Annotated in this window: 19 protein-coding genes and 1 tRNA gene; 7 read left to right on the top strand and 13 right to left on the bottom strand. The window is 64.6% G+C overall.

Annotated elements, in window-relative coordinates; genetic code table 11:
* Positions 1-78 precede the first annotated feature (78 nt).
* A complete protein-coding gene (locus tag EA187_RS16310) occupies positions 79-3,489 on the bottom strand; it encodes a response regulator (RefSeq protein WP_127780950.1) in 3,411 nt (1,136 codons plus the stop codon).
* Positions 3,486-5,132 (bottom strand): Glu/Leu/Phe/Val dehydrogenase dimerization domain-containing protein, encoded by a 1,647-nt coding sequence (locus EA187_RS16305; RefSeq protein WP_115607161.1) that lies wholly within the window; start codon positions 5,130-5,132, stop codon positions 3,486-3,488. The genes EA187_RS16310 and EA187_RS16305 overlap by 4 nt, the downstream gene beginning before the upstream one ends.
* 260 nt (positions 5,133-5,392) lie before the next feature.
* On the opposite strand from EA187_RS16305, the gene EA187_RS16300 reads away from it, so the two are divergent.
* Positions 5,393-6,394, top strand: coding sequence for a helix-turn-helix domain-containing protein (locus EA187_RS16300; RefSeq protein ID WP_127780949.1), 1,002 nt, complete (start codon positions 5,393-5,395; stop codon positions 6,392-6,394).
* Positions 6,395-6,589: 195 nt separating this feature from the next.
* Here EA187_RS16300 and EA187_RS16295 read toward each other — a convergent pair whose 3' ends face one another.
* The 3 genes from EA187_RS16295 to EA187_RS16285 all read right to left on the bottom strand — a co-directional run bounded on the left by EA187_RS16295 (position 6,590) and on the right by EA187_RS16285 (position 9,172).
* A complete protein-coding gene (locus tag EA187_RS16295; protein ID WP_164856335.1) occupies positions 6,590-7,726 on the bottom strand; it encodes an alpha/beta hydrolase family protein in 1,137 nt (378 codons plus the stop codon).
* A gap of 156 nt (positions 7,727-7,882) precedes the next feature.
* Positions 7,883-8,782: a helix-turn-helix transcriptional regulator gene (locus tag EA187_RS16290; protein ID WP_127780947.1), complete on the bottom strand. Its 900-nt coding sequence runs from the start codon at positions 8,780-8,782 to the stop codon at positions 7,883-7,885.
* 318 nt (positions 8,783-9,100) lie between these two features.
* Positions 9,101-9,172, bottom strand: a tRNA-Val gene (locus EA187_RS16285).
* 82 nt (positions 9,173-9,254) lie between these two features.
* Between EA187_RS16285 and EA187_RS16280 the strand changes: the two genes are divergently transcribed.
* Complete coding sequence (locus EA187_RS16280; protein WP_164856334.1) at positions 9,255-10,172, top strand: NAD-dependent epimerase/dehydratase family protein; 918 nt, start codon at positions 9,255-9,257, stop codon at positions 10,170-10,172.
* Between the two features lie 217 nt (positions 10,173-10,389).
* On the top strand, positions 10,390-11,556 hold the full coding sequence (locus EA187_RS16275; protein ID WP_164856333.1) for a reverse transcriptase family protein: 1,167 nt from the start codon (positions 10,390-10,392) through the stop codon (positions 11,554-11,556).
* On the opposite strand, the gene EA187_RS16270 is transcribed toward EA187_RS16275, so the two are convergent.
* The 6 genes from EA187_RS16270 to EA187_RS16245 all read right to left on the bottom strand — a co-directional run bounded on the left by EA187_RS16270 (position 11,486) and on the right by EA187_RS16245 (position 17,469).
* Complete coding sequence (locus EA187_RS16270) at positions 11,486-13,384, bottom strand: hypothetical protein (protein WP_127780946.1); 1,899 nt, start codon at positions 13,382-13,384, stop codon at positions 11,486-11,488. The two genes, EA187_RS16275 and EA187_RS16270, sit on opposite strands and share 71 nt — an antisense overlap.
* 145 nt (positions 13,385-13,529) lie before the next feature.
* Positions 13,530-14,063: a hypothetical protein gene (locus EA187_RS16265; RefSeq protein WP_115607173.1), complete on the bottom strand. Its 534-nt coding sequence runs from the start codon at positions 14,061-14,063 to the stop codon at positions 13,530-13,532.
* Positions 14,064-14,255: 192 nt separating this feature from the next.
* Complete coding sequence (locus EA187_RS16260; protein WP_115607175.1) at positions 14,256-14,549, bottom strand: 4Fe-4S dicluster domain-containing protein; 294 nt, start codon at positions 14,547-14,549, stop codon at positions 14,256-14,258.
* Positions 14,550-14,730: 181 nt separating this feature from the next.
* Positions 14,731-16,218 (bottom strand): MYXO-CTERM sorting domain-containing protein, encoded by a 1,488-nt coding sequence (locus EA187_RS16255; protein WP_127780945.1) that lies wholly within the window; start codon positions 16,216-16,218, stop codon positions 14,731-14,733.
* 64 nt (positions 16,219-16,282) lie between these two features.
* The gene (locus tag EA187_RS16250) at positions 16,283-17,011 is read right to left on the bottom strand and encodes a uracil-DNA glycosylase family protein (protein ID WP_115607178.1); all 729 of its coding nucleotides are present in this window, start codon (positions 17,009-17,011) and stop codon (positions 16,283-16,285) included.
* The gene (locus tag EA187_RS16245) at positions 17,008-17,469 is read right to left on the bottom strand and encodes an EVE domain-containing protein (RefSeq protein ID WP_115607180.1); all 462 of its coding nucleotides are present in this window, start codon (positions 17,467-17,469) and stop codon (positions 17,008-17,010) included. The genes EA187_RS16250 and EA187_RS16245 overlap by 4 nt, the downstream gene beginning before the upstream one ends.
* A 297-nt stretch (positions 17,470-17,766) precedes the next feature.
* Between EA187_RS16245 and EA187_RS16240 the strand changes: the two genes are divergently transcribed.
* Together EA187_RS16240 and EA187_RS16235 are read left to right on the top strand one after the other, a co-directional pair.
* A complete protein-coding gene (locus EA187_RS16240; RefSeq protein WP_241250209.1) occupies positions 17,767-18,363 on the top strand; it encodes a response regulator in 597 nt (198 codons plus the stop codon).
* A 23-nt stretch (positions 18,364-18,386) separates the two neighbouring features.
* Complete coding sequence (locus tag EA187_RS16235) at positions 18,387-18,863, top strand: GNAT family N-acetyltransferase (RefSeq protein WP_115607184.1); 477 nt, start codon at positions 18,387-18,389, stop codon at positions 18,861-18,863.
* Positions 18,864-18,873: 10 nt separating this feature from the next.
* Here the strand turns inward: EA187_RS16235 and EA187_RS16230 are convergent, their stop codons facing one another.
* A complete protein-coding gene (locus EA187_RS16230) occupies positions 18,874-20,949 on the bottom strand; it encodes a hybrid sensor histidine kinase/response regulator (RefSeq protein ID WP_127780944.1) in 2,076 nt (691 codons plus the stop codon).
* Positions 20,950-21,277: 328 nt separating this feature from the next.
* Between EA187_RS16230 and EA187_RS16225 the strand changes: the two genes are divergently transcribed.
* Positions 21,278-21,754, top strand: a complete 477-nt coding sequence (locus EA187_RS16225; RefSeq protein ID WP_127780943.1) for an SRPBCC family protein — start codon at positions 21,278-21,280, stop codon at positions 21,752-21,754.
* A 56-nt stretch (positions 21,755-21,810) separates the two neighbouring features.
* Positions 21,811-22,485, top strand: a complete 675-nt coding sequence (gene mutH, locus EA187_RS16220) for a DNA mismatch repair endonuclease MutH (RefSeq protein ID WP_127780942.1) — start codon at positions 21,811-21,813, stop codon at positions 22,483-22,485.
* Positions 22,486-22,497: 12 nt separating this feature from the next.
* Here the strand turns inward: mutH and EA187_RS16215 are convergent, their stop codons facing one another.
* On the bottom strand, positions 22,498-24,846 hold the full coding sequence (locus EA187_RS16215; protein ID WP_127780941.1) for a PAS domain S-box protein: 2,349 nt from the start codon (positions 24,844-24,846) through the stop codon (positions 22,498-22,500).
* Between the last annotated feature and the right edge of the window lie 23 nt (positions 24,847-24,869).

Here is a 24,869-nt window from a genome sequence, read left to right as displayed (position 1 = left end):
GGTGGAGTGCGCCTTTACATCTCGACTTCAGGCAAAACCATAGCAAACATCGACCACGGAGGGCCACCGCCGCACCCTTTATCGTGGGGGCGTCGGCGTGACGTCCGGGTAACGATCGTCGTCCTCATCGTCGGACTCATCGCCGGCGCCCAAAGCGTCATCGGCCCGGGCGCCCGGCGAGGTGGCAGAGCCGTTCTGGGAGGAGGTCTCTTCGTGGTTGATGTCGGCGTCGTCGAGAAGCTCCGACCGGAGCGCGGCGTTGAACTCGGCGGTCGCCGCCACGAGCTGCTCGTAACGGGGCGGCGCCTGCTCCAGCGCGTCATCTTTCCCCATCATCTCAAGCTGCTCGGCGAGTTGCCCGACCTTGCGGGCCCCGAAGACCAGGGCGCTGCCTTTGATGGTGTGCGCCAGGCGGCGAACCTCCCGGGCGTTACGCTGGCCCAGCGCTGCCTGCAGCTCTCGCAACCAGTCGGAGGACTCCTCCACAAAGAGCTCGGCGAGTTCCTGGAGCAGGTCTTCGTCGCCACCGGTGGAGCCGGCGGCAATCTCCGGATCCCAGAGCCCGCTTCGTACGCCTTCCGCTTCCCGGGACGCCTCCTGGGACTCGGGTGTTTGCGCTGATTGTTCCTTGCGTTGATCGTGTTTTGCTTCACGCATATCGACCTCCTCGTGTTCTTGAGTCTCACCGGCGGTCCCTTCGTCCGGGCGTTCTCCCTCAACGGGCCGCCACTTCTCGATGACGCGCATCAGCTCGTCGGGTTGCAGAGGTTTGGCCAGGTAATCATCCATGCCCTCGCGCAGCATGCGTTCGCGGTCTCCCTTCATCGCGTGGGCGGTCAGGGCGACGATCGGAACGGTGCGCTCAGCGGGAGACTCGGCTTCCAGCGCGCGAATCTGGCGTGTGGCTTCAAAGCCATCGACCCGCGGCATCTGAATGTCCATCAGGATCAGGTCGAAGCGCTGCGGGTCCCGCTCAAAGGCATCGATGGCCTCCTGACCGTCGCGGGCCAGCTCCACCCGATGGTTTCCCCTGGCGAGCAGCCCGCGGGCGACCTTCTGGTTAACCTCGCTATCCTCAACCAGCAGCACACAGAGGCCCTCGCCGTCGCGGGCCTCGCTCTGAGCCACGGTGACCTCGCTGGCCTTCTGGCCTTCGAGCAAACAGCCGACCAGAGCCTCATAGAGATCGGTGGGCTTGACCGGTTTGGAGAGCCTGGCGCAGATCTGGCCGACCTCCTCCTCGGCGGCCGCCTCGGAGAACGCGACAGCCGACGACACCACAATCACCGCCGGGGTATGCCCGACCCTCTCCAGCACCTCACGCACCAGAACCAGCCCCTCACGTGCCAGCACCAGCCCGGACTCCCGGGGCATCACCACATCGAGGATAAGCGCGTCAAAATCTTCCTTAGATCCCGCGATACGCTCTCGGGCCGCCTTCACATCGTCGACCACCTCGGCCTGAACCTTCCAGCTTGCCAGCAGCGCCCGAAAGAGTCGCCGGTTGACCTGGTTATCATCGACCACCAGCACCCGACGCCCCAGCAGCTTCGCCTCACCCTCCTCGCGATGTTCCTGGCTGAGTTCCAGGCGCAGCGAAAAGCGAACCTCCGTCCCGACCCCCTCCTCGCTCTCCAGCTCAATCTGACCGCCCATCAAATCGACGAGCTGCGTGGAGATACTCAAGCCCAGGCCGGTCCCCTCATGCTCACGACGCGAAGAGGAGTCGGCCTGGCGAAAGGCCTCAAAGATGCGCTTCTGCTCCTTTTTGGGGATGCCCACCCCGGTGTCGCGCACCGCGAAGTGCACGGTGACCTGATGATCGCGGCACGACTCACAGTCGACACGAACTTCGATCTGCCCTCTTTCGGTGAACTTGATGGCGTTGCCCACCAGGTTGATGAGCACCTGGCGCAGGCGATCAGGATCGCCAATGACCGCAAAAGGAACCTCCGGGCTGGCCGTGTACACAAGCTCCAGGCCTTTCTTCTCAGCACGCGTGGCAAGCACCTGGAGGGTCTCGGCGACGGTGTCGGTGAGTCGGAACTCGCGGCGGTCCAACTCCAGCTGGCCCGCCTCGATTTTGGAGAAGTCGAGGATGTCGTTAAGCAGGGCCAGAAGTCCGCGCGCCGAGCGGTCGAGAAGGGTGAGGTACTCGCGCTGTTTGGAGTTTAGCTCGGTCTCCGTGAGCAACTCGGCCATGCCGATAACACCGTTCATCGGCGTGCGGATCTCGTGGCTCATATTGGCCAAAAAGCTGCTTTTCGCGCGCGTGGCTTCCACGGCCTCCTGACGAGCGCGGGCCATTTCAATGGCAATGGTGCGCAACTTCTCGCGGTGCTCTCGGAGTGAGGCGGTGCGCTCATCGACCAGGCGCTCCACCCGCTCGGTACGCCCCAGGGAGGTGTTGACGTAGAGCACGCTGAGCAGGGTGACCAGCAGCCCGCTCATCAGAAAGACCGTCGCGCCCGGATCGGTCTTGCCGACAATATACTCGCGGGTGGGCCGCGCCCGGATCGTCCATTGCGGACCGGGAAGGGCCAGATGACGTTCATAGACCAACCCGAGGTCGGCTGCGCTCTGCCCTCTCCAGATCGCCTCATCTTCGTTCATGGGCACATCGAAACGAACCTCCTCTTCGCTGACCGACCAGGCCAGAACCTGCGCATCGCCGCGCTGCTCCTCTTCATCGATCAGCTCCATCACGAGGTTGGTCCGGGGCCGTATCGACATCGCCTCTTCGATCACCTCGTCCATGCGTAGAAGTCCGATCAACCAGCCGTCTCCATCTTCGGTCTGGCTGGTGTCTTCGGGGACGACCGCCGCCACAAACCCGTAGAGAAGCCCGGAATCGTCGCTTCCCGGCAGCCGAAAGGGGCCGGCAACCTCGGTCCCCCCTCGTTGCCGAACGTGACGCATCACGCGGGCCACGCGACCGATCTCAAACCAGTCGAATCCGAACTCCGCGGGGAGCTGCTGCCGCCACATATAGCGCGTTGGCGCGTACTCGGGTCGCTCGCCAGACGGACGAAGGCTGTTTCCCTCCGAAAGCTCCTTGATGACCACGTGCTGACCAAGCTCTTTACTGAGGCGTTGCTCAAACGCAGCACGCTCGCCCTGCGCGATATAAGGCACCCAGGCCACCAGGACGATCTGCTCCCGTCCTTCAAGATACGTTTTGCCAAACGAGACAAACTCATCATGGGTGACCTCCTCAGAGCTACGAAAGAAGGCCAACAACGCCCGCATATTGAGTTGCTTCTCCGAGAGCTGAGTCTCCACGCTGTCGGCGTAGAAGCGCGCGTCGCGCTGAAACTGGCTCCGCACATAGTCGCGCTCTTTGACCGTCAGCCACCACCACCCGGCCGCGCTGGCCAGTACGCCGACGACCGCCACAAGGAGCATCAGCCAGCGCCCCGGCCGTCGCCAACGTGAACGGGGCGGATCTTCGCTCGGCTTATCAGGCGTCGCTTCGAGGATCGCGTTCACGGGTAAAGCCCCCTCATCAACTTGGCCCGCGCCACCCGATCGACACCGGCGATGAGCGCAGCACTGCGCAGATCGACGTTGAGCTCTTCGGACTGCGCCACCACCCGGCGGTAGGCATCCTGCAGCAGTCGGCGTAGTCGCTCATTGACCTCGGACATCGTCCACATCGTGTTTTGAATGCCCTGCACCCACTCGAAGTAGGAGACGGTCACCCCGCCGGCGTTGGCCAGCAGGTCGGGGAGCACGGTGATCCCCCGCTCGGTCAAAATCTCATCGGCCTCGGTGCTGGTGGGTCCGTTGGCCCCCTCGGCCACAAGCTCGCATTGGAGCTTGCCGGCGTTGGACGCCGTGATCTGGTTTTCCACCGCCGCCGGCACCAGCACATCGCACTTCAACTCAAGCAGCTCGGCGTTGCTGAGGCGATCGCCCTGCGCATAGCCCTCCAGGGTACCTACCTCGGCCACATGGGCATCGAGCCTCTCCAGGTCGACGCCCTTCGAATCAAACACCCCGCCGGTATGATCGCTGACCCCGACCACCCGCACGCCAAGCTCATCGAGGTAGCGGGCCGCGTGGCTACCCACGTTGCCGTAGCCCTGCACCACCGCGGTCTTCTCATCGAGGCGCCAGCCCCGCTGACGTGCGGCCTCCTCGATCACATAGACCACCCCGCGGCCGGTCGCCTCCTTGCGTCCGCGTGAGCCCCCCAGCACCACCGGTTTACCGGTGACCACAGTCGGCACGGCATGGCCGGCCTGCTCGGAGTAGGTGTCCATCATCCAGGCCATCGTCTGCTCGTTGGTCCCCAGATCCGGCGCCGGAATGTCTTTCTCCGGCCCGATCATTTCGATGATCTCCGAGGTGTAGCGCCGCGTCAGCCGCTGCAGCTCCTGGCGCGAGAGGGTATCCGGCCTCACCCTGACCCCGCCCTTGGCACCGCCAAAGGGAAGATGCATCAGAGCGCACTTCCAGGTCATCCACATCGCCAGCGCGGTCACCTCACCCAGGTTCACATCGTGGTGATAGCGCACCCCGCCCTTGGTCGGCCCCATCGTGAGCACATGCTGCACCCGGTAGCCAAAAACCGTCTCCACCTGCCCGTAATTGTCGCGGCGAAAGGGAAGCGTAACCACCTGAGAACGCTGAGGAAAAAGCAACCTCTGACGCAGGTTATCGTCGAGATTCATCCGCTGTGCCGCCTTCAAAAATTGCTGGTGGGCAAGGCGCAGCATCGGCGACTTCCACTCCCCGGCCCTGGCCCGGGCGCGCTCCAGCGCATAGCGCACCGAGCGGCTTAAGAGCTCGCCATTGAGCTGACTCTTGACCAGATAATCCTGCGCCCCTGACTCCACCGCCCGCACCGCCAGCTGCATGTCATCGAGCCCGGTCAGGATCACAATCGGCGTGGGCTCAACTCGCCCCTTCACCTTCAGAAAGGTCTCGAAACCTTCGCTGTCTGGCAGCATCAAATCGAGCAAGATCACATCGGCCGGCTTCTCTTCAAAGAGCGCCAGCCCCTGATCGACCCGCTCGGCGATGCGCACCTCAAAGTTCAGCTCCAGCCCCCGCTTGAGCAGGTTCTCGATCAGGCGCACATGCACCGGGTTGTCTTCGATTAAGAGCACCTCCACACGATCGCTCATCGCCTCCTCCACGCTCACTCGCCACGGGCATCCGGCCCACTCAGACTCTCGATGTGCTCCAAAGCTAAACACCCCACGCTCCCCCCGACGCCTAAACTGGAGCCGACCGCCCGTTTGGGGTACAGTCAGCGGGTACATCATCAGTTATGTTGACGTGTTAGTCTTGTTTCGGTGCCCGGGAGCCGAGCGTGACGCTGTCCTCTCGTGTGGATCGGATACGCGCACGTCACGACCCCCATCGCTGCCCAGGAGCCCGCACCATGTCTCGCGATTCCGTTACATCATCGACCCCCATTAACCCCGATCGCACCGCCGATCGCCTGCGCCTGGATGCGCTCAATCTGCTGAAAGATCGCGTCGATGCCGACGCCGCCGTCTACTTCGACGCCCGCGAAGTCGAGGGCCACCTCTATGTGGGCACAAGCCTGATCGTCGGTGCGCCCAAGCTGCGCGAACCGATGATGGAGATGCGCGATGAGCCGATGCCCTCGCTGCTCGAGTCCGTGATTCGCGCGCCGGCAGCCGAGGAACGCACCCAGTTCATCACCGCCCGCCAGCGCCGCGACCTGCACTTTGTCGGTGCCGATGGCGAACTTCTGAGCATGGGCAACTGGCCCAAACGCCTGGGCGCATCGGACTGGCTCGGCCTCGTCGTCTACTCCGGCGCCCGTTTTGTAGGCTGGATCGGCCTGTGGCGTCTGGCCGGCCGGGGCACCTTCGCGCCCACGGCGGTCCACCACGCCAACCCTCTGGTGCCCACGCTGGAAGATATGCTCATCCGCGCCCATCGCGCCGAGCTGGAAGCCGAGACACGCTCCACGATCTACCTGCTGATGAGCCCCGAAGGCGACGTCCTCCACGCCAGCCCCTCGGCCCAGTCCTGGTACCACGACGAGTACCGCGAAGAGCTCTACAAGCTCACGCTTCAGCCCGGGGAGACGCCGCGTTACTTTGCCGGTATGAGCGCACAGGTCACCCCGATGCACGCTCTGGGAAGCGAACGCGCCTACCTCATCACGCTCCAGCCGGCCAACTACCCGCGTATCGCCCCCGAGCTGGTGCTCACCCCCACCCAGATCGAGGTTGCGCGTATGGCCACAAGCGGGGCGACCGTCGATGAGATCGCCCGCATGCTCGACCGCAGCCCGCACACCGTCAAAACCCACCTCAAGCATATCTACCGTCGCCTCGATATCTCCACACGCGTGGAGCTCGTCGAGGTCATGGGCACCGTTCCCCCCCATCAGATCGTCGACTTCTAAAAGCCCTGCGCCCCGGTGCGCCGCATGCCGGGGCCAGGATGATGAAAGCTCCGCCCCTCCGCGTCGCCCCCCCCCCCTGCGAGTCGCCCCGACGCGGGCCCTTCCCTTTCTCAAACATGCGCCGCGCCCGGCACGTCAGAAACGTCGGGCATCGCCACCCAAAACATCAGCGGTGCGCCGTCCATCGGCGCGCCATCAGTGGCGTTGCACCCAGTCGACGATCGCCTCGACCACCTGCGGGTCGAGCTGACGACCGGCCTGATTGTAAAGAAGTCCGTGCTGCGCGCTGAGTTCTTCGCGCGCTGTCGGCTGGTGCTTGAGCACGTGGTCGGCGTCATCAACCAGAACGAGTTCGACGTCCCCCCCCGCGCTCCGAGCGGCCTCGGCCAGCGCCTGAGCATCGAGCCCCGGGTCGACCTGAAGATCCTTTCGACCGTTGAGAATCAACATCGGCACCTTCACCTCACCGGCGGCCCGGGTCGGCGACCAGTCCAGAATCGCCTGGCTGAAGGCCCGACCATCCTCAGCCTGCAACGCCTCCACAAGGCGCACCACCCCGGGATACATGCTCACCCGCGAGGCGCGCACCGTCTGACCGGAGGCGATCGACGCCAGCGCGCGCTTGAGATTGGCCACCTCCGCCTGCACCCGCGACTCCCCGATGCCCGCCGCCACCAGTTGGGCCTCGATCTGCCAGGCGATCACCTCCGAGAGCGTTCGACCCGCGGTCGCCAGAAGCATCACTCCGGCCGGGGAGACGACCTCCTGCTGCAACGCGCGCAACGCATGCGCGCCCCCCTCGCTATGCCCGGCCACAAAGAGGCGCCCGGCGTCCACGGCCTCATGCGCGCTCAAGACCCCCAGCGCGCCTTCGAGCTCCGCCAGATAATCCTCCCAGCGCAGATCGCCGGGGAAGTCCGTCTGCCCGGTCGCGCGCTTGTCGTAGCGCAGCACGGCGATGCCCCGCTCTCCGAGCGCCCGGGCCAGAAGACGCGCCGAGCCGTTCTCTCCGGGCAACACCGGGCTCTCCCAGTTGCGATCGGTCGGCCCGCTGCCCGCCACCAGCACCACCGCGGGGACTGGCTCCACGGCATCATCAGAAAAGCGCGGCCGCGTCAGCGTGCCGTGCACCGTGGTACCGGCGGCCTCAAAGCGAATCGCTTCTTCCAGCACCTCCACCACGCGCACCTCCCCGGGTTGGGTCTGCTCCACCGGCGAATCATCAGCCGGAGCCGGGGCGTTGGCCTTACCCCCGGAGGCGCAGGATGCCCCCAGCACAACCCCCGCCACAAGCGCACTCCCGGCCAACATCGTGACCTTCCATCGATCCATATCTTCTCCCCGGGGCGCAGCGCGCGCCTGAAGCTCACTTCCACAACACACCTCCCGCATGCGGCCCAACGCCGCCGGGAGCCCCCCCCCAGATTAGGAGAACTTGCCGGCTGGCCAAGTCCTCTTTGCCGGCGCTTCAAGGTCCCCCGCCCGTGTTCAGGCCAGCTCCCCGCCGCCCAGGCGCGCCGCCAACTCCAGACGGCTGGCCACGCCGAGGCGCTCATAGACGCTTTTGAGGTGCGTCTTAACCGTATGCGGGCTCCTCCCCATGGCGCGCGCGATCTCGTTGACCGTCGCGCCAGAGCGGGCGTACTCGGCCACGCGCCGCTGCATCTCGGTGAGCGCAAAATCCGGGGCACGCTCGGCCCGCGGCGCGATCTCCACATGCACCAGGCGGCCGACACCGGCGTCCCCCTCCACCCTTTGCACCCGCAGGAGCCAGCCTTTCAGCATCCCGACCGCCTCGCCAGACTCGAAACACAGCTCGCCAAAACGCACCAGGTCAGCCTCATCAAAGCATCCCCCCTGGAGCTCGGTTCGGTAGGCCACGCTCTCTTTTGAGGCGAACACCAGGCTCAACCCGACGCACGCCTTCATCATCGCGTCGGTCGCCCGCCCGTAACTTCGGGCCACATCGCCCAGACGCTCGCTCTCCTGCGAGAGCGCATCAAGCTCCGATGGCGAGAACGCGCCCGAGCGCTTCTCAAACCCCACCCAGCCCACCAGACGATCTTCGTTGTAGATCAACGTGCGCGCCACATCCCCGCTTCCTCCCCGGGCGAGAGGCGCCCTGCGAAAGCAGCGAAAACTCTCATCGACCGGCCGCCAGATCTCCTCGACCAGCGCTTCGTCCACCGCCGCCCCATCCTCCGGAAGACCTTCCATCGACGTCCCCCGGCGCACCGGACGAGCCCAGTACATGCGCTCCTCCGCCAGACGAACCTCCGCAAAGCTCGCGCCCCTGGCCCCCACCCTCTCGCTTAGACGCTGCAGCTCCTGACATAACTCTTCTCTGGCCTGATGGGCACGCTCTCTCAGGTCGTTTCTCGGACTCATGATGTTGCTCCGGGGGGTGTGGGGGATATTGCTTTACAAATAGTAACGCCCGCATTCCATCCCGCCAACCACCCTGCGCAACGCATTGTAAGAATTAACAAAGCCGTCACAGACGCCCTTATCCACGGTTCGTGCCCCATGGATTCACGCTCGTGGACATCACGCCGCTCCCACACCTCGCTCGACTAAAAATCGGGCGCGCTCAACCGGATGATCGAGCATGTAGGGTAAACGCAGGGGTAAATAATTTTACCCCAACGCAAAAAGGCCTCACCGGAGTGAGGCCTCTTATTGCGATTTTTACTGAACTTTCTTAAATGGGCGTACCTGGATTCGAACCAGGGACTTCTTCCGTGTGAGGGAAGCACTCTCCCGCTGAGTTATACGCCCGCGTCGGACATTCTGAGTAACACGGGGTTGTTCACCTGACAACATGTTTTTGCCTTTCCCTTTAAAAAAGTTTCGAGGAGCTATGACCCTCTCTAAAATTCTGATGGTCGGTGCCGGATACACCGGCCTTGAGATCGCTCGCCAGGCCCGAGAAGCCGGCCTGGACGTCGTCGCCACAACCTCCAACCCGGAACGTCGCCAGGCGCTTGAAGCCCTGGGCGCCCTGGTTCTGGAGTGGAAGGCCAGCGCCGATGCCAGCCCGCTGGCCGAGCACCTCGACGTACACACCGCGCTGCTCTATTCGGTGCCCCCTCTTCCCGACACCTACGCCCCCGGAGACGAAAACTCCCCGGCCGAGCACCTCATCCCTCTGCTCGCCGCGCTCAAGCTCGCAGAGGCGCAGGGCTGCCCGCGCTTTGTCTACCTCTCCTCGACCTCGGTCTACGGCGACCACAACGCGCAGTGGCTCGATGAAGACGCCGAGCTCCGCCCCACAAGTCCTCAGGGCAAGATGCGCCGCGACTCCGAGCTCGCGGTTCTCGGCGCCGAGGGCATCGAAGGCTACACCCTTCGCATTGTGGGCATCTACGGGCCGGGCCGCACGATCCTGGGACGCCTGGAGAGCGGGCGCTACCCTCTGGTCGACGGAGGCAAAAAGATCACCAACCGCATCCACGTCGAAGACCTCGCCCAGGCGGCGTTGGCCGTGGCGCTGCGCGCGCCGAAAGGATCACGCCCCTACAACGTCAGCGACGGCCAGCCCACCGCGGTGCGCGAGCTGGTGAGCTTTGTCTGCGAGCAGACCGGCCTGCCCATGCCCGAGCCTATCAGCATTGAGGACTACGCCCGCCGGGTACAAAACCCCAACGTCGTGGCGCGCTGGACCAACAGCGCCCGGGTGAGCAACCGGCGCCTGCTCGACGAGCTGCAGATCGAGCTTCGCTACCCGGACGTCTTCGCCGGCTATCGCCCCATCCTCAACGCCCGCACCTCAGACTGAGACTGCGCGGTTGGTGCGCCCCGGGCTGTGCGCATCTTTGAGCTAAGGGTGAGCCACCCGGCGCGAGCCGAACATGCCGCGTGCGTTTCGCCGCGGCGGCACCATCTTCCGATCTCCTCGCCGGTTCTCCCACACTGTGGAAGAAGCGGGCCCAGAGCGTCGCAGGTCGCCTCGCAGGTGGCTCACCCCATGTGCATCTTCGACCCGAGGAGCGTCGATGAGCCTGTGGCAACGTTTGCGCGACTGGATCCAGCCCGCCCCCCCCGCCGCAAAGCCCCCCGAGCAGGTCTCGATCTGCGAGGAGCCCGCGCACCCCTCCCCCGAGTTCAACCGCCGATTTACCACCTCCCTTCGCAGCGCCGACCCCTCGCAGACCCGCCGACGCACGCGCAGCGGACGGCTCCGGCAGCGAGGGCTTCCAGTATGGCGATGCGACGACGATGTGGCACAGGCACTGGGCCTGAGCCTCTCTGAGCTCTATCACTTTGCCTGCCATCGGCTGGCCGACCCGCATCTTCATTACGTCCGCTTCACCATCCCTAAACGCGGCGGCGAGGAGCGCCCGATCCTCGCGCCCAAACCTCGTCTCAAGGCCATCCAGCGCGATCTTCTGGAGCTTGCGCTCCACCAACTTCCCGTTCACCGCGCCGCCCACGCCTTTCTGCCGGGGCGCTCGATCGCCACCCACGCCCGACCTCATCTCCAGCGCGAATTTCTCCTTACGCTCGACCTTCATAACTTCTTCGGCGCGCTGCATGTGGGGCGAGTGCGGGGTTTTCTCATGGCAATGGGCTACGGCTGGGAGGTCGCCTCGACGCTCGCGCTTCTGTGCACCGAAGCCCCCCGCCAGGCGGTACTCGTGCATGGCGAGCGACTCTACACACCCACAGCCTCGCGAAGCCTGCCGCAGGGAGCCCCTACGAGCCCCATGCTGGCCAACGCCATTGTCTGCCGCCTCGACCGCCGCTTAAGCGGCCTGGCCCGAAGCCTGGGCCTGAACTACACCCGCTACGCCGACGACCTGACCTTCTCCGGCGACGATCCCACCCGCATCGCCTCCGTGATGCGATTGACGCACCAGATCATTGCGGAAGAGGGCTTTGAGCTCGCCACCGCCAAGACCCGCATTCAACGCCGCGGCCAGCGCCAGCAGGTCACCGGCGTGGTCGTCAATCAGACACCGGGCGCGCCGCGGGCGCGCCGGCGCAGACTACGCGCGGCCATCCACCGCTACGCGCAGGCCTGCTCCCGCGGCGAAGATGACCCCCTTCGCCGCCGTCAACTGGAGGGCGAACTGGCCTTTATTCACATGCTCAACCCGGCCCAGGCCCGCGCCCTGGCCGCAGGCCTGCCTGATGGGCCGCCTGTGGCCAACGCGCGCTGAGTCGTCCCACCAGCCGCACCAGTTCGGCATCGCCCTGCCCCGCCGAGAGTTCCCCGTCGAGCACCGCCTGGGCCATCTGCAGCGCATCGCGGGCGCTCTCTTCATCACACACCCCGCGGGCCACAGCGCGGGCCGCCCAACGCCTCTCGGCCCGGTGGCGCGCCCCCAGGCTGGGCATCGCCTGACGTGCGCACTGCCGGGCGCGCCTGGAGGCCAGGGCCTCATCGCCCAGACACAGCGCCTGACATCCCACCCGGCGCACAAACCAGGCCGGCGCGCGCAGGAGCGCCCCCAACCATGCTTCATCCAGAAGATACGCCGGCAACGCCTCCACCAGAAGATGGTGCGCCAGCGGGTTGCTCTTCAGCAACATACCGGCCCGCCAGCGCCTCTCCGAACTCAGCTCAATGAGCATCGGCACGACCCGCGCCCCAAAACGACGCGGCTCCGAAAGCAGCGAGCGGTAGTACTGCGTCAGCTGCGCCGTCACCTCGGCCACCTCCACCACACCGAAGCGCGGCACCTCCATGATAAGTGCGCTGGCCATCCGATCGATCAGCACCTCATCGCCCTCCTGGAGGGCACGGGCCATCAAACGCGGGTACCCCTGCACCGCGCTCGGCATCACCCGCGGGGCAAAGACCCCGCGCACGAGCCGCGGGTAGCGCGCGTAGAGCGCCACCGCGCTCACATCACTCAAACGCGTCACCTCAGCCTCATCGCCCACTCGCCCCAGAAGCCGGAGTCGGCGTCGGCGCTCACGATCCGGCAGGTCACTGGCATGAAGCAACGCCATGACCTCCCACTCATAGAGGCGCTGCGGTGCCCACTCCTTGAGCACCCGAGCCCACAGCCCCCACCAGCGGCGAGCGGCCACCTCCTTGAGAAACTCGCGCAGCAGCGCGCCTCCGCCCGGGGCATCAAACGCCTCGCCGAGATGCCGGCGCACGTAGGGTAAGACCTCTCCCCCGCGAGCGCGCAGCAGCGCCAGGATCGCCACGCCCTTCTCCTCGAAACTTCCCCGGGGGTGATGCTCCTCCAGCCAGCTGATGAGTTCAGCCGGATCACGCACATGCTCGGAAATCGCCTCGACATCGCGCCGCCACTGCCCCGGCGGCACCTGAAGTCGATAGAGTTCTCGGGCAAAAGGCCAGTCGCCACGACGGCGCGCCGCCGCGAGCAACGCCTCCCAGATACGCCGGCGGTAAACCGGCACACGGGAGAGCTTCATCGCGATGTAGTCCCGCGCCGCCTCCGGGTCGCAGCGGTAGAGCGTTAACGCCTGTAGCTCACGCAGCTCAAAGGGCTGATCGTAACGCTCCAACACCCGCCGGCGCCCCGCGCTGCCGCCGCGCACCTGCCCGAAGTGCTCGCAAAGATCCTCCCGCCAGCGCGCCACGTCTTTCGGTCCGGCAGGTTGCCCCTGGGTCAAACGCCAGCGATAAAGACGCCGAAACACCTCGGCATCCTCCAGGCTCTCGGCCAGCTGCAGCCAGCGCTCCAGCTCCTCCTGGTAGGGCCCCGACCAGGGGGCCACCCGCCAGGCACCGCGCCCCGGGTCATAGCCCGCGCTGCGAAAACGCCGCAGAATAAACCCCCGATACAGCGCGCGATGACGGCGGTACAACGCCGGCCCCCACAGCCCGGTCAGCAACGCGAAGGCCGGCTGCCGTGCGGCCAACTCCTCAAAGACCCCGAGGAGCGCGGCGTCATCGAGCGACTCGGCCTCAAGAAGGTGCGTCACCACCCGGGCCAGTCTCCCCGCCTCCAGGCGCTCGCCCTGTAGCGCCGACTCCCCTGCTCCCACCTTCGACTCCCTGGCCAACATCGCTCCGACCTCCGCACAATCCCTCATCGGCAACGTGCACGGTCCAAAGCCCACCCGGGGCGCCTCCCACAAAAAAACGGGGCGGCCCGATCCGGCCGCCCCGCTCTCGCTGGCGTCTTCGTATCTCTCGCCAGGATCGCCCGGCTTACTGGTCGGCCAGGTATCGCTCCAAACCGCGGTTTGCCTGGGTGAGGTTCGGCGTGATCAGCCGAACCACAAAGCTCTCTACCGCGCTCCCGATCGCGCCGGCCCCCAGCCGCGGCACCCCGGGGATCTTTTTCGCATCGACGGTCAGCTCACCATCGATCACAACCTCGGTGCGGCCCTCGCCCTTCTGCACATAACTGGTGGTCCCCTTGCAGGTGACCGCCTCACTCAAAAAGCCAACTTCCATGACCCAGTCCACCTTAAAGCTGTCCAGGTGCCAGGTGGCGTAGTCCGTCCACTCGAGCATCTCGGGCTTGATGAACTTCTGCGCCAGCTTAGGCACCTCATCGGCGTTGGCCTTCCAGAAGTTAACCACCTTAAGTGTGCTGGCGTCGATCTCCTGGCGATCGCGCACCTCGATCGTCTGAATGTCCGGCAGATAGGGCACAAGCTCGACCATATGATCGCGGAAGGTCTCGTAGACTTTGTCGCGATCGTAGGCGACCTCATCAACAATATGAATCTTCGACATCAGCTCAGCTCCCGAAGCGTCGCGCCGTCCCGGCTTGCGGCACTTTCATTATCAAGCGTGTCATCAACGTTGGGCTTCATGCGCTCCGACTCGTCATGAGCGCATCCCGACAAAAAAACCCGTCACCTCGCCACGGTCACGCGTTGTGGACCTGTGGCGAAGCGGCGGGCTCTCACCTATCCGATGCAGGGCTCAGCCCTGAAAAAACTCGGCGTTCTTCTCGGTGAACTCCGACCACTTCGAGGGGAGTTCGTCTTCTTCAAAGATCGCCTCGACCGGGCACTCCGGCTCACAGGCGCCGCAGTCAATGCAGATGTCCGGATCGATGTAGAGCTGAATCTTAGCCAGCTGAGCCTCCTCACCGGCCGCCTTAAGCTCCTGAATCTCTTCGACCGGCATCGGCCCGTGGATGCAATCCACCGGGCAGACTTCCACACACGAGGTGTCGCAGTAGCCGACGCAAGGTTCGGCGATAATAAACGCCATAAGTGTACTCCTTATACAGCCATGATGATGGTAGGGCGACGCCGCCATGCGCCGACATCGTGCCTATGATGACCACTCTCAACTGAAGGTCAACCTCGTTTTACGCACGAATCCCGCCTCCGAGCGCGGCATATCGTCCCGTCAGTCCGAGCCGGCAGGGGGCGATCCCCCGCCGCGCCTGCTAGCGAGCCGAGCTCGCCAGCACACGCCGACGAATCCGCATAAGAAGGGCGGCGATCCCGAGGACCATCAGCGCGCCGAGGTTGCCTGTGGTGCCAGCGCTGGAACAGCCGCAGCCCTCGTCGCCGCTCCCCCCGCCTGCACCGCCCGGGTTCTGGCCATCGCCCGGATCAGGTGAGCCGCTCCCCAGGTCGGCGCAGCGTTCGGTGGCATCCGGAGTCGACTCCCCGTCGCATTCCCCGCTCCACCAGCCGCCCACACACGTCTCGACACCCGCATGGCAGGCATCGTCCTGACGGGTGGCCTCGCGCCCCGAATAGCACTCCCGCGTATCGCCCTGGCTGCAGTTTTGCACCGGATCCAGACATGCCATCGAAGGCCGCTCGGCGCTCCACACCGGGCAGGCATCGGAGTTGGCCAGCACCTGCCCATCGTTACCGATCTCAGCGCCCAACGATCCGTAACTCGGATAGGTATGCCCCACCCCGAACGCGTCGACCGCGGTAAACACATAGCGGTGGCACCCGGGCTCAAGCGCCACATCCAGGCGCGCCTGCCCTCCGGCAAAGGGGTTCTCCTCACTGCGATTGGCCCAGTCCGCCGCACTCGGCGGCACCATCGCCTCACAGCCATCGTCGAAGACGAGCGTCGCCTGACTCGGGGGGCCATTCGGCTCCACATAGAGCATCGAGAAGCTCACCTGCCCCTCGGGCGTATTTCCAAACGCCGAGTCCGCGTTCTGACCGAAGATCAGATGCACGCCATCGGGAATCACCGGCAGAGCCCGAGCCGACTGACCGCCCACCCAGCCCAGATAATTCTGCTGACCGCGGCGCACCACCGCTGCTCCCATGACGTTGTAGGTTCCCGAGAGCATCTGCGGGTTAGCGTTGGCAATCCCCAACGCCACAGCCTCCAACCCGGCCGCCGGCGAGGGCTCGGCACTCTCCGAGACCACCCCGAGCTCATTGATGGGCACGCCACCGGCCAGGGTAAAGGTGCTCCAGCGATCCTCCTGGGAGGTCGTTCCAACCCCCGAATCACAGGCCACCACGTCACCGATGCAGCCAAGCTCCCCGTCGATCATCCCGAGCTCGCAACAGCTTCGCCCGCGCTGCGCCTCATCTTCCGGGCTGCACTCGCAGGAGCTCTCCAACACATGCCCCCCCTGCCAGCGCGCCATCTCGACGAAGTAGGGATCGAGCACCGCCGGAAGCTCCGGCAGAGGCCCCAGGATCCCGGCCGCCGCCGGATCGCGACGCGCCAGGTTCCACACATGCCCCAGGGCCCTCTCGGCGTAGTCCGGCATCGCCTCACTGCCCTGCCCGCTCCAGTAATAGGCCGGCGTCGACTCTCCCAGCGACTGATGGTGAGACGCCATGTCAGCGGGCTCCTCGGCCTGCCCGCACCCGAGGGCCAGCATCATCAGCGCCGGCCCCCACGCCCTCTTCGTTGCGAACATCGCCCTGTGCATCTTCATCCTCATCATCTTCGCCTCTGTTGAGTTCGCCACGTCGCCCTCGCGCCGGTGGCACCGCGATGTTCGCATCGCCTCAGCCATCGCCCAGCGGCACGCCCAGCGCCTCCAGCTGCGCCTGAGCCTGGGCGGCCCAGCCCCTGTTGGCCGCCGGACTGGCCGGGCTCGGGTGCAGCACCCGCCCGATTTCCCCCTCAAAGTCGCTCTTCTTAAGCGCGCGCTGAATGCTCTTCTCGGCAAACGCGCCCACACCGATCACAAAGCGCGGCTCAAAATACGCCACCAGCTCGCGCAACGCCCGATCACAGGGCGGTAAAACCTGCGCCTTCTCTTCCTTACGAAGTTGAGGCGGGGTGCGGTTTTTACCGTCTTCGTCGAGGATCAAAAGCGGGCAATAATTGTGCACAAAAAAGGTCTCAAAGAAGCGCTCCGCAGACCCGAACTGCTCCCGGGCCCACCCCCAGAGACGGGAGCCGCTGACCTCGCTTCGCGAACATTCAAACCCGTCGACCGGCCGCTTCGGATGGAGCGCTTCGGGCTGGCCCACCGGCGCCTCCACGCCCATCCAGTCCCGCACCATCTCGATGCTGCCAAAGGGCACCCCGTTCTGCGCCATCCCCCAGGGCCCCGGGTTCATGCCCACCAGCATCACCGGCCGAGGGCGCTTCTGGCCGTAACGCTCCAGGTAAAGTTTATGCGACGCCCAGGCGTACTCCAGAGGCTGGTAGGCGTGGCTTATCGGCGGTTCAAACACCACACCTCGAAGCTCCTCCACCAGGCGCTCACTGATCGCGATCGGATTCATGGGGCCTCCCCGGCCATCGTCAAAATACGTTCTGCATGCGCCTGCGCCACCGGCATCACCGAGAGGCGCGAACGCTTGACCAACATCATCTCCTGGAGCGCCTCGGTGGCCTTGATCTGCTCCAGGCTCACCTTTTGAGGAAAATGGCGCACATAGCCCAGATCGACAAGCCACCAGCGCGGCTTGCTCTCGGTGGCTTTGGGATCAAAATAGGGGCTGGCAGGATCATATTGCGTCGGATCTGGATAAGGCTCGCTGACCACCTCCGCCAGCCCGACCACCGCCGGTGGTCGCTCCCGGGAGTGGTAAAATAACACCGGATCGCCCACGCCCATCTCATCGCGCATAAAGTTGCGCGCCTGGTAGTTTCGCACCCCATCCCAGGGCGATACTTTCTTATCTTTCAGGTCGTCGAGTGAGAAGACTTCCGGTTCACTCTTGACCAACCAGTAACGCATGCATTCTCCACAGGATTGCTCTTCGCCCGACGCCTACCCGCTCGCCCCCCGGCCTATAACACGGCCAGAGGCACGCTTCCACCGCATCGTATCGCGCTCAATTGACATGTTACCTGCCCCCCCTCTACACTCCATGCGCTGGTCCGGGAGGCCGCCTGATGCGCACTCTTCGGCCCCATCGGAATGGCTCCGGCGCAAAGCCGGCTCCCGCCCTCACCCCCATGGCTTCACCTCGTCGCTCCCGTATTCATCGACCTCGCTTCGCCGAGGATCCGCCCCGGACCTAAGGAGGGCGTCTTGCGCACCATCAAGATTCTTATCATCGACGATGATAAAGACATCTGCGAATACATGCACCTCTTGCTCAGCCAGAGCGGCTACCACGTGGAGACCGAGACAAGCCCCTCCCGGGCGCTGGATCTTCTGCGTGAGGAGCAGTTCCACGTAGTCGTGCTCGACATCATGATGCCCGAGCTCAACGGCATGGAGGTGCTTGAGGAGATCCGCAAGTTCGACAGCGACATCGCTATCATCATCTTCACCGGATACCCCTCGGTGGACACAGCGGTCACGTCGATGAAGTACAACGTGAGCGACTACATCAAAAAACCCTTTGATGTGGATGAGTTCAATCAGACCCTTGAGAACATCCTGCGCGATAAGGGCCTGCTCATCGACCCCGAGGAGCAGCTTCTGGTGACCATCGGCCAGAACATCCGCGCGGCCCGAAAAGATCGCAGCCTGACCCTCAAGCAGATGTCGCGCCGCACCGGTCTTTCGGTGAGCTTGCTCTCCCAGATCGAGCGCGCCGAATCCAGCGCCTCGGTCTCCAGCCTCTTTAAGCTGGCCCGCGCGCTCGACTGCTCTCTCACCGAATTTTTCGGTAGCTACTGAGTCCTCGCCGCCTCGAGCCTCCCATGGTCTCTGCCCCCGAGACGTTGCGTCTGGACGCCGCCCTCACCGACGCCATCCTGCCGCTGCGCACCCGGGTGCTCCGGCCCCACCTCGCGCCAGGCCGCCTCGCGCATTTCGAGGGCGACGACCACCCCCACACCCGCCACTTCGCTGCCTGGCGTGGCGAGGAGGTCGTCGGTGTGCTCTCTCTTTTTCAAAATCCGATGCCCGGCAACACGCCGCCAGCCTGGCAACTTCGAGGCATGGCCGTAGCCCCCGAGGTCCAGGGCCAGGGGGTGGGCGGAAGACTCCTGGAGCACGCCCTGACCCGACAGGCGCTCGCCGACCCAACCATCACATGGGTCTGGTGCAATGCACGCCAGCGCGCGGTGCCCTTTTATGAGCGCCACGGCTTTGCGATCGTCTCCCCTCTTTTTGATATCGAAGGCGTCGGTCCTCATGTCCGCATGGCCCGCACCCTGCCGACGCTTTTGGTCTGACACGCCGCGCTCAACGCGCCAGCACGCTGGCCAAAGCATCGCGCAGCGCCGCCAGGTCAAAAGGTTTATAAAGCACGACATGTTCACCTGAATTCACAAGCGCGCGGGCCTCCTCGCTGTAGAGACCACCGGTCATAAACACCACCCGCGGGGCGAGTTCGGGGCGCTCCTTCTGAAGTTCTCGAAAGAAGGCCGCGCCGCTGATCACCGGCAGATGCAGGTCGCAGAAGATCGCATCGAAGTCGCCGACGCTCAGCGCCGCCCGGGCTTGCTCCACGCCCTCCACACTGACCACCTCGGCCCGGTCGCGAAGAAGACGCGCAAATATCTTACCCAGGCGCGCCTCATCGTCGATCACCAGCACACGATGAAACCTGACCTCCTCCGAGGGTGAGTGCGCCCCGCCGCGAACCGAAGGTGCCTCAACGGCAGGCAACATCACACGCACCAGCGTGCCCCTCCCCTCTTCACTACTCAGCTCCAGACTGCCCCCAAAGTGCTCGACCAGCCGCAACGAGGTCGGCACCCCCAGGCCTGTCCCCTCATCAGGCCCCTTGGTCGTGAAAAAGGGATCGAAGACCCGTGAGAGGTTTTCTTGAGAGATGCCCACGCCGTTATCCTCGATCTCCACGACGACCTGCGCATCGCGATCGAAGGTGCGAACGAGCACCCGTCCGCTCCCCGTATCCGGCTGCCTCTGTGCCACGGCATGCACCGCGTTAAGCAAGATGTTGAGCAGCACCTGGGTCAGCCCGGAGCGCGTGGCAAGCACCTGACGATTGCTCCCACGCTGGAGCTCGATGCGCCCCTTGCCGCGCAGGTGAATTCGGGCCATGCGCAACGCCAGGTTGAGGCTCTCGTCCATCGCGATAGGCTCAGCCGGCTGAGTCTGCTGCGGATCGCGCGCCAGCACGCGCAGCTCCCGCACAATGTCGCGCATACGCAGAGCGCCTTCATGGGCGTCATGGATCGCTGAGAGCACCTCCGCAGCGTCATGCCGCGCCAGGCTCACCTGCCCACTCTCGGCCTTCACCTGCGGTGCCAGCATACCCTGGACAAACTCCATGCTCGCCAGAATGTACGCCAGCGGATTGTTGATCTCATGCCCTACCCCGGCGGCCATCGTGCCCAGGGCCGCCAGGCGCTCCAGGCGCTCCATCTCACGCTGGCTGTTGTGCTCCTCGGTGATGTCTTGAAGGGTCCCGATCATCCGCCCGCCCCTTGAACTTCGCACCGCGTACACCACAACCCGGCGAAGCTCGCCGCCGGCGTCATCCTCTCGATCCACCTGTAATAAGCGCGGGCGAGCGTAGCGCTCTTCCTGAAGATGCGTCGCAAAGATGTTCGCAAGCTCGCTGCGCGAGCTCTCCGCAAAACAGGCGGAGAACGCCTCCACACTCAACGCACCCGGCTCCACCCCGAGCTGCTCGGCAACGCGCGCATCGACATGAAGCGAGTCCTCGCCAGGCCCCCACTCCCACCATCCCAGATTGGAAGCCTTCAGCGCCAGGTCGAGACGCTCCTGGCGTGCGATCAACCTCTGCTTCAGCCCCTCCTCTCGCTCAACGTGCGTCCCGAGTTCTTGCCGCGCCCGACGTAACTCCAACTCATCGACCACCACCCCGGCGAGGTCGCGAAGCGCAAGGTGCTGCTCCTCCGAGAGCCCGGAGCGAGGCTTGCTATCAAACACGCAGATCGTGCCCAGCCGATGCCCCTCCGGGGACACCAGGGGAGCGCCGGCGTAGTAGCGAATCTTCGGGCCGCCGACCACGGTGGGAATATCCTTAAAACGCGCGTCGTCCCGTGCGTCGGGCACCTCCATCACCTCGGTGCCGCAGATCACAAACTTACAAAAAGACGCTTCAAGTCCGGTTTGGACCAGGTCGACGCCGAGGCGCGCCTTAAACCACTGCCGTTCTTCGTCGACCAGAGTGATCGTCGATGCGGGGGCCTCACAGATCTGGGCGGCAAGACGCGCCAGACGATCGAAGGCCTCTTCCGGCTCGGTGTCGAGAACGCAATAGCGTCGCAACGCCTCAAGTCGCGCCCCTCCCCTGGCGTATGCGTCTGCTTGCTCATGTTTCACGTCTACCCCTTTTACCGCTGCGGTGCCCCCCCGCGACCCTCCTTAAAGCTTAACGTCAAACGTCCTGTCAACCTCACATCTTCGCATCGCGCGTATTGCCCGCAAGACATCATCGGGTCGGTGTCTATCTTCGGCCCGAAAGTCTCTGAAAGGCCTCCAACGCTGGCCTGACCGCCGGAAAAAGCCTTGCAGACACCGCAGGTTAACCGGGCTGTCGCGCTGTGCAGTTTCAACCCGACGGCAAGTCTAACGTCCGCAACCCGGATGTGAACAGCGCCCCGGCGATCTTTCGCGCAGATCGATTGTTTGTCCGTACACGGAGTACCCCATGCTCTCCTTCGACCGCAGCATTGACACTCGACTCAGCCCGGAGGTCCTCTGGGAGCTTCTGGTCGAAGCCTTTGAAGATCCCGCCCACAGCCGCATCTGGCCCATCGCTCTCGACGAGGTCTCGCCCATCACCCTGCGCCCCGGCGCCACGCTGGAGGCCACCTACAAGCTCGGCCCGCTGCACACCCACCAGCGCTACGTCATCGGCGAGGTCGTCGAAGGGCAGAGCTTGAGCTACAGCGCTCTGGGCTCACACCCCTTAAAAGGGGGCGCCACCGTCAGCGTGCTCGAAAGTTTGCAGGGAAGCCAGCTTCGCTGGGTGGGGCACTACACCGCGCGACTTCACCCGCTGGCCCCGGGCGCGTTGCTCTTCGTCAAACTCTATTTTCTCAACGCCTTTTTCGCGAGCCTTGAACACAAAATCCGCATTCAGGAGGCGACGCTCGATGAGGCTCCGCGCGTTCATCGGGGCTAGGGCACATTCAGGCGCGAGGCTTGCCCACGCCCGCCTCCCGGCAGTAGGCTCGCCACATGAGACGTACGCCCACAACCCCTACAGAACTTCTCGCTCGCGCTCGCCAACTGGCCGGCCTCACCCTGGGCGACCTCGCTGGCACACTTAACACCCCGGTGCCCGCAAACCTGCGCCGCCATAAAGGCTGGGTGGGGCGCCTGCTCGAAGACGCCCTGGGTGCCGACGCCTCCACCGCTCAGGCTCCCGACTTCGCCGAGTTGGGCATCGAACTCAAAACGCTGCCTGTCGACACGTCTGGAAAACCCCGCGAGTCGACCTTTGTGACCTGTGTGGAACTCGCCCACCCCGATGACATCCGCTGGGAGACCAGCCACGTGCGTCAGAAACTCGCCCGTGTGCTCTTTATCCCCGTACTCAGTGAGACCGGCATCGACCTCGGCGATCGCCTCGTGGGTCAACCGCTCCTCTGGCAACCCTCGCCGGCCGAAGAGGCCCTGCTGCGCGCCGACTGGGAGGGCCATATGCGTACCATCCGCCAGGGTTACGCCCACGCCATCACTGCCCGCGATGGCGAGGTTCTGCAGATCCGCCCCAAGGGTGCCCGCGCATCCAGCCGCGTCTGGGGCATCGGCCCCAGCGGCGAGCTCGAGCTGATTCAACCTCGCGCCTACTACCTGCGTGCCGGCTTCACCGCCGGCATCATCGCCCGCAGCTTCGCGCTCAGCACCTGACCTACAAAACGTTCAGAGCGCCGGCGCATGAACCAGCCTCGCCACACGCTGCACCAGCGCGCGCAGCTCCCGCGGGCCGAAGGGCTTGAGCAGCAAACGCTCAGGGCGCTCGTCCACAAAGCGCCGCGCCTCATCGGTATAAATCCCCCCGCTGATAAAGCCCATCCGCCCGGCCTGATCCGGATAACGACTGGCGATCTCGGTAAAAAGCTCCATCCCACTCATCCGAGGCATCATCAAATCGCTGATGATCGCCTCAAATCGCTCCCCGTCGAGCAGCCGCTCCAGCGCCTCCTCGGCACTTGTGGCCAGAAACACATCGAAGTCCTGCTTGAGCAGACGCGCGACCACCTCCACGATCGCCAACTCATCGTCGATCACCAGCACCGAGGGCCGTCGCGCCATCGCCGGCCCTTCTGGCGCGGACTGACTGACAAAGTTCGCGGGCAGAATAATCGTCACCCGGGTTCCGACACCATCCTCGCTCTCAAGGGTGAGTTCGCCGCCCATCGCCTCCACAATAGCGTGACTGGAGTACAGGCCCAGCCCGCTCCCCTCCCCGACTTCGTGCGTGGTAAAGAAGGGCTCCACCGCCCGGCGGCAAACCTCCTCACTCATGCCATGGCCACGGTCTTTCACCTCCACGCGAGCCCGCGCTGCAACCGGGTCGTAACTAAGCTCCACGTCGATGACCTGGCGCTCAGACGGCAGCCCCACAACGGCCTCGGCGCTGTTGTTCAGCACATTGACCAGCGACTGCACCAGCCCGCCGGCGGCCCCACTGACCCAGATGGTTTCCTCGGCCTGACTTCGAACGCGGACCTCCACCTCGAACTCCTGGCGCACCACCCGCACCGCCGTCTCCACCATCGCCCGAAGATCCACCGAGCCCGGCTCTCCCGACGATGCCACCCCGCGCAACCTCTCAACGATCGAGCCGATGCGCTGCGCCCCTTCCCGCGCCGCACCCAGCATCTCCTCGATGACCTCCGCATCGGCCTCTTTGCCCGCCCTTCGCAAAAGCACATCGAGATTACTCGTGATCACCGTGAGCGGGTTGTTGATCTCATGGGCCAACCCGCTGGAGAGCGTCCCCAGGGAGGCAAGCCGGTCGGCCATCGCCAGGCGCTCCTCCATCAGCTGACGCTCGGTCATATCGGAGACCACCCCGAACCAGCGAATGCCACCTTCAGCGCGCTCGGTGGCAGTGGCATGCCCCGACATCCAGCGTACCTTGCCCCCGTCGTCGAGCATCCGAAACGTCCCCCGCCAGACATAACCCGGTCGCGCCTGCTGACCGTCCATGACCTTTTGAAGGTCCTCGGAAACCACCCGAGCCAGCGCATCCTCCCCTCGCACACCGGGCTGTCGAAGGGCTTCGAAACCGGGCAACATACCGACGCTAAGGTAGGGCAGACGAAAGCTCCCCTGGGCCTCCTCCTCAAGCTGGAAGAGGATCGCGGGCATATGCTCATTGATCTGGGCCAGCACCTGATCGCGCTCGCTAATCTGCTCGGCCAGACTGCGTACATGGGTCACATCACTGGCCAACCCCACCACATAACGTCGCCCGTCGGTGCCCTGAATGCGCATACGCGTCACCTGAAGCCACCGCGATACGCCATCAGCACGCACCCACTCCTCTTCCCTGGCAAGCGGACGCCCGTCTTTAAGCACCTGCTCAAAGCCCTGCTGCTGAAAATGATGATCCCCGGGCCCGATCACCACCTCGGTCACATCGGAGCCGATCAGGTCATGCTCCGATCGCCCGATAAATTCGCAGATGTAGCGGTTGCAAAAGACAAGCTGTGCGCTCGCATCCCGAATAAAAACCGCGTGCGGCAAGACATCGATGGTCTTTCGTACAAGCTCCAGCGCATGATCGATCTCGGTGCGCACTCCGAGTCGTTTTGCGAGCGCACGCAGCCTCAACTTCAAGCGCTCCGTGGCACCATGGGGCCGCCACGAGAACACATCATCGGCACCGGCGCTGTACACCGGCATCCAGAAACGCTCCGCCAGCACCTCCTGGCTCGCCCCGTACAGCCAGATCCGTGTAGGCCGCCCGCTCAACGCATCGCGCAAGCGCTCGACCGCATCCACAGCCAGCTCCGCATCGTCGGTACGCACCAGCACCACGTCGGGCACCCGATCCGAAGCAATCACCGCCAGCAACTCCTCCACACTCTCAAAGGTGCGGTGGCGCAACCAGTGCTCCTCGCCCTCCCCTACCCGACTCTCCACGACCTTGAACTGCAAAAAGAGCTCGGCCACGTTGAGAAAGTAGTTGGGCTGGGTCAGCGCAAAACTCTTCGAGCTCGGCGAACGACGCTTCCACTCACGCTGGTTTGCAGAACTCATGGCGATGTCTCAAGACTCAGGAA

Source organism: Lujinxingia sediminis, from assembly GCF_004005565.1.
In the GTDB taxonomy this organism is placed as follows: domain Bacteria; phylum Myxococcota_A; class Bradymonadia; order Bradymonadales; family Bradymonadaceae; genus Lujinxingia; species Lujinxingia sediminis.
Note: the sequence above shows the minus strand (reverse complement) of the source record. Positions and strands in the feature narration are given on the sequence as shown.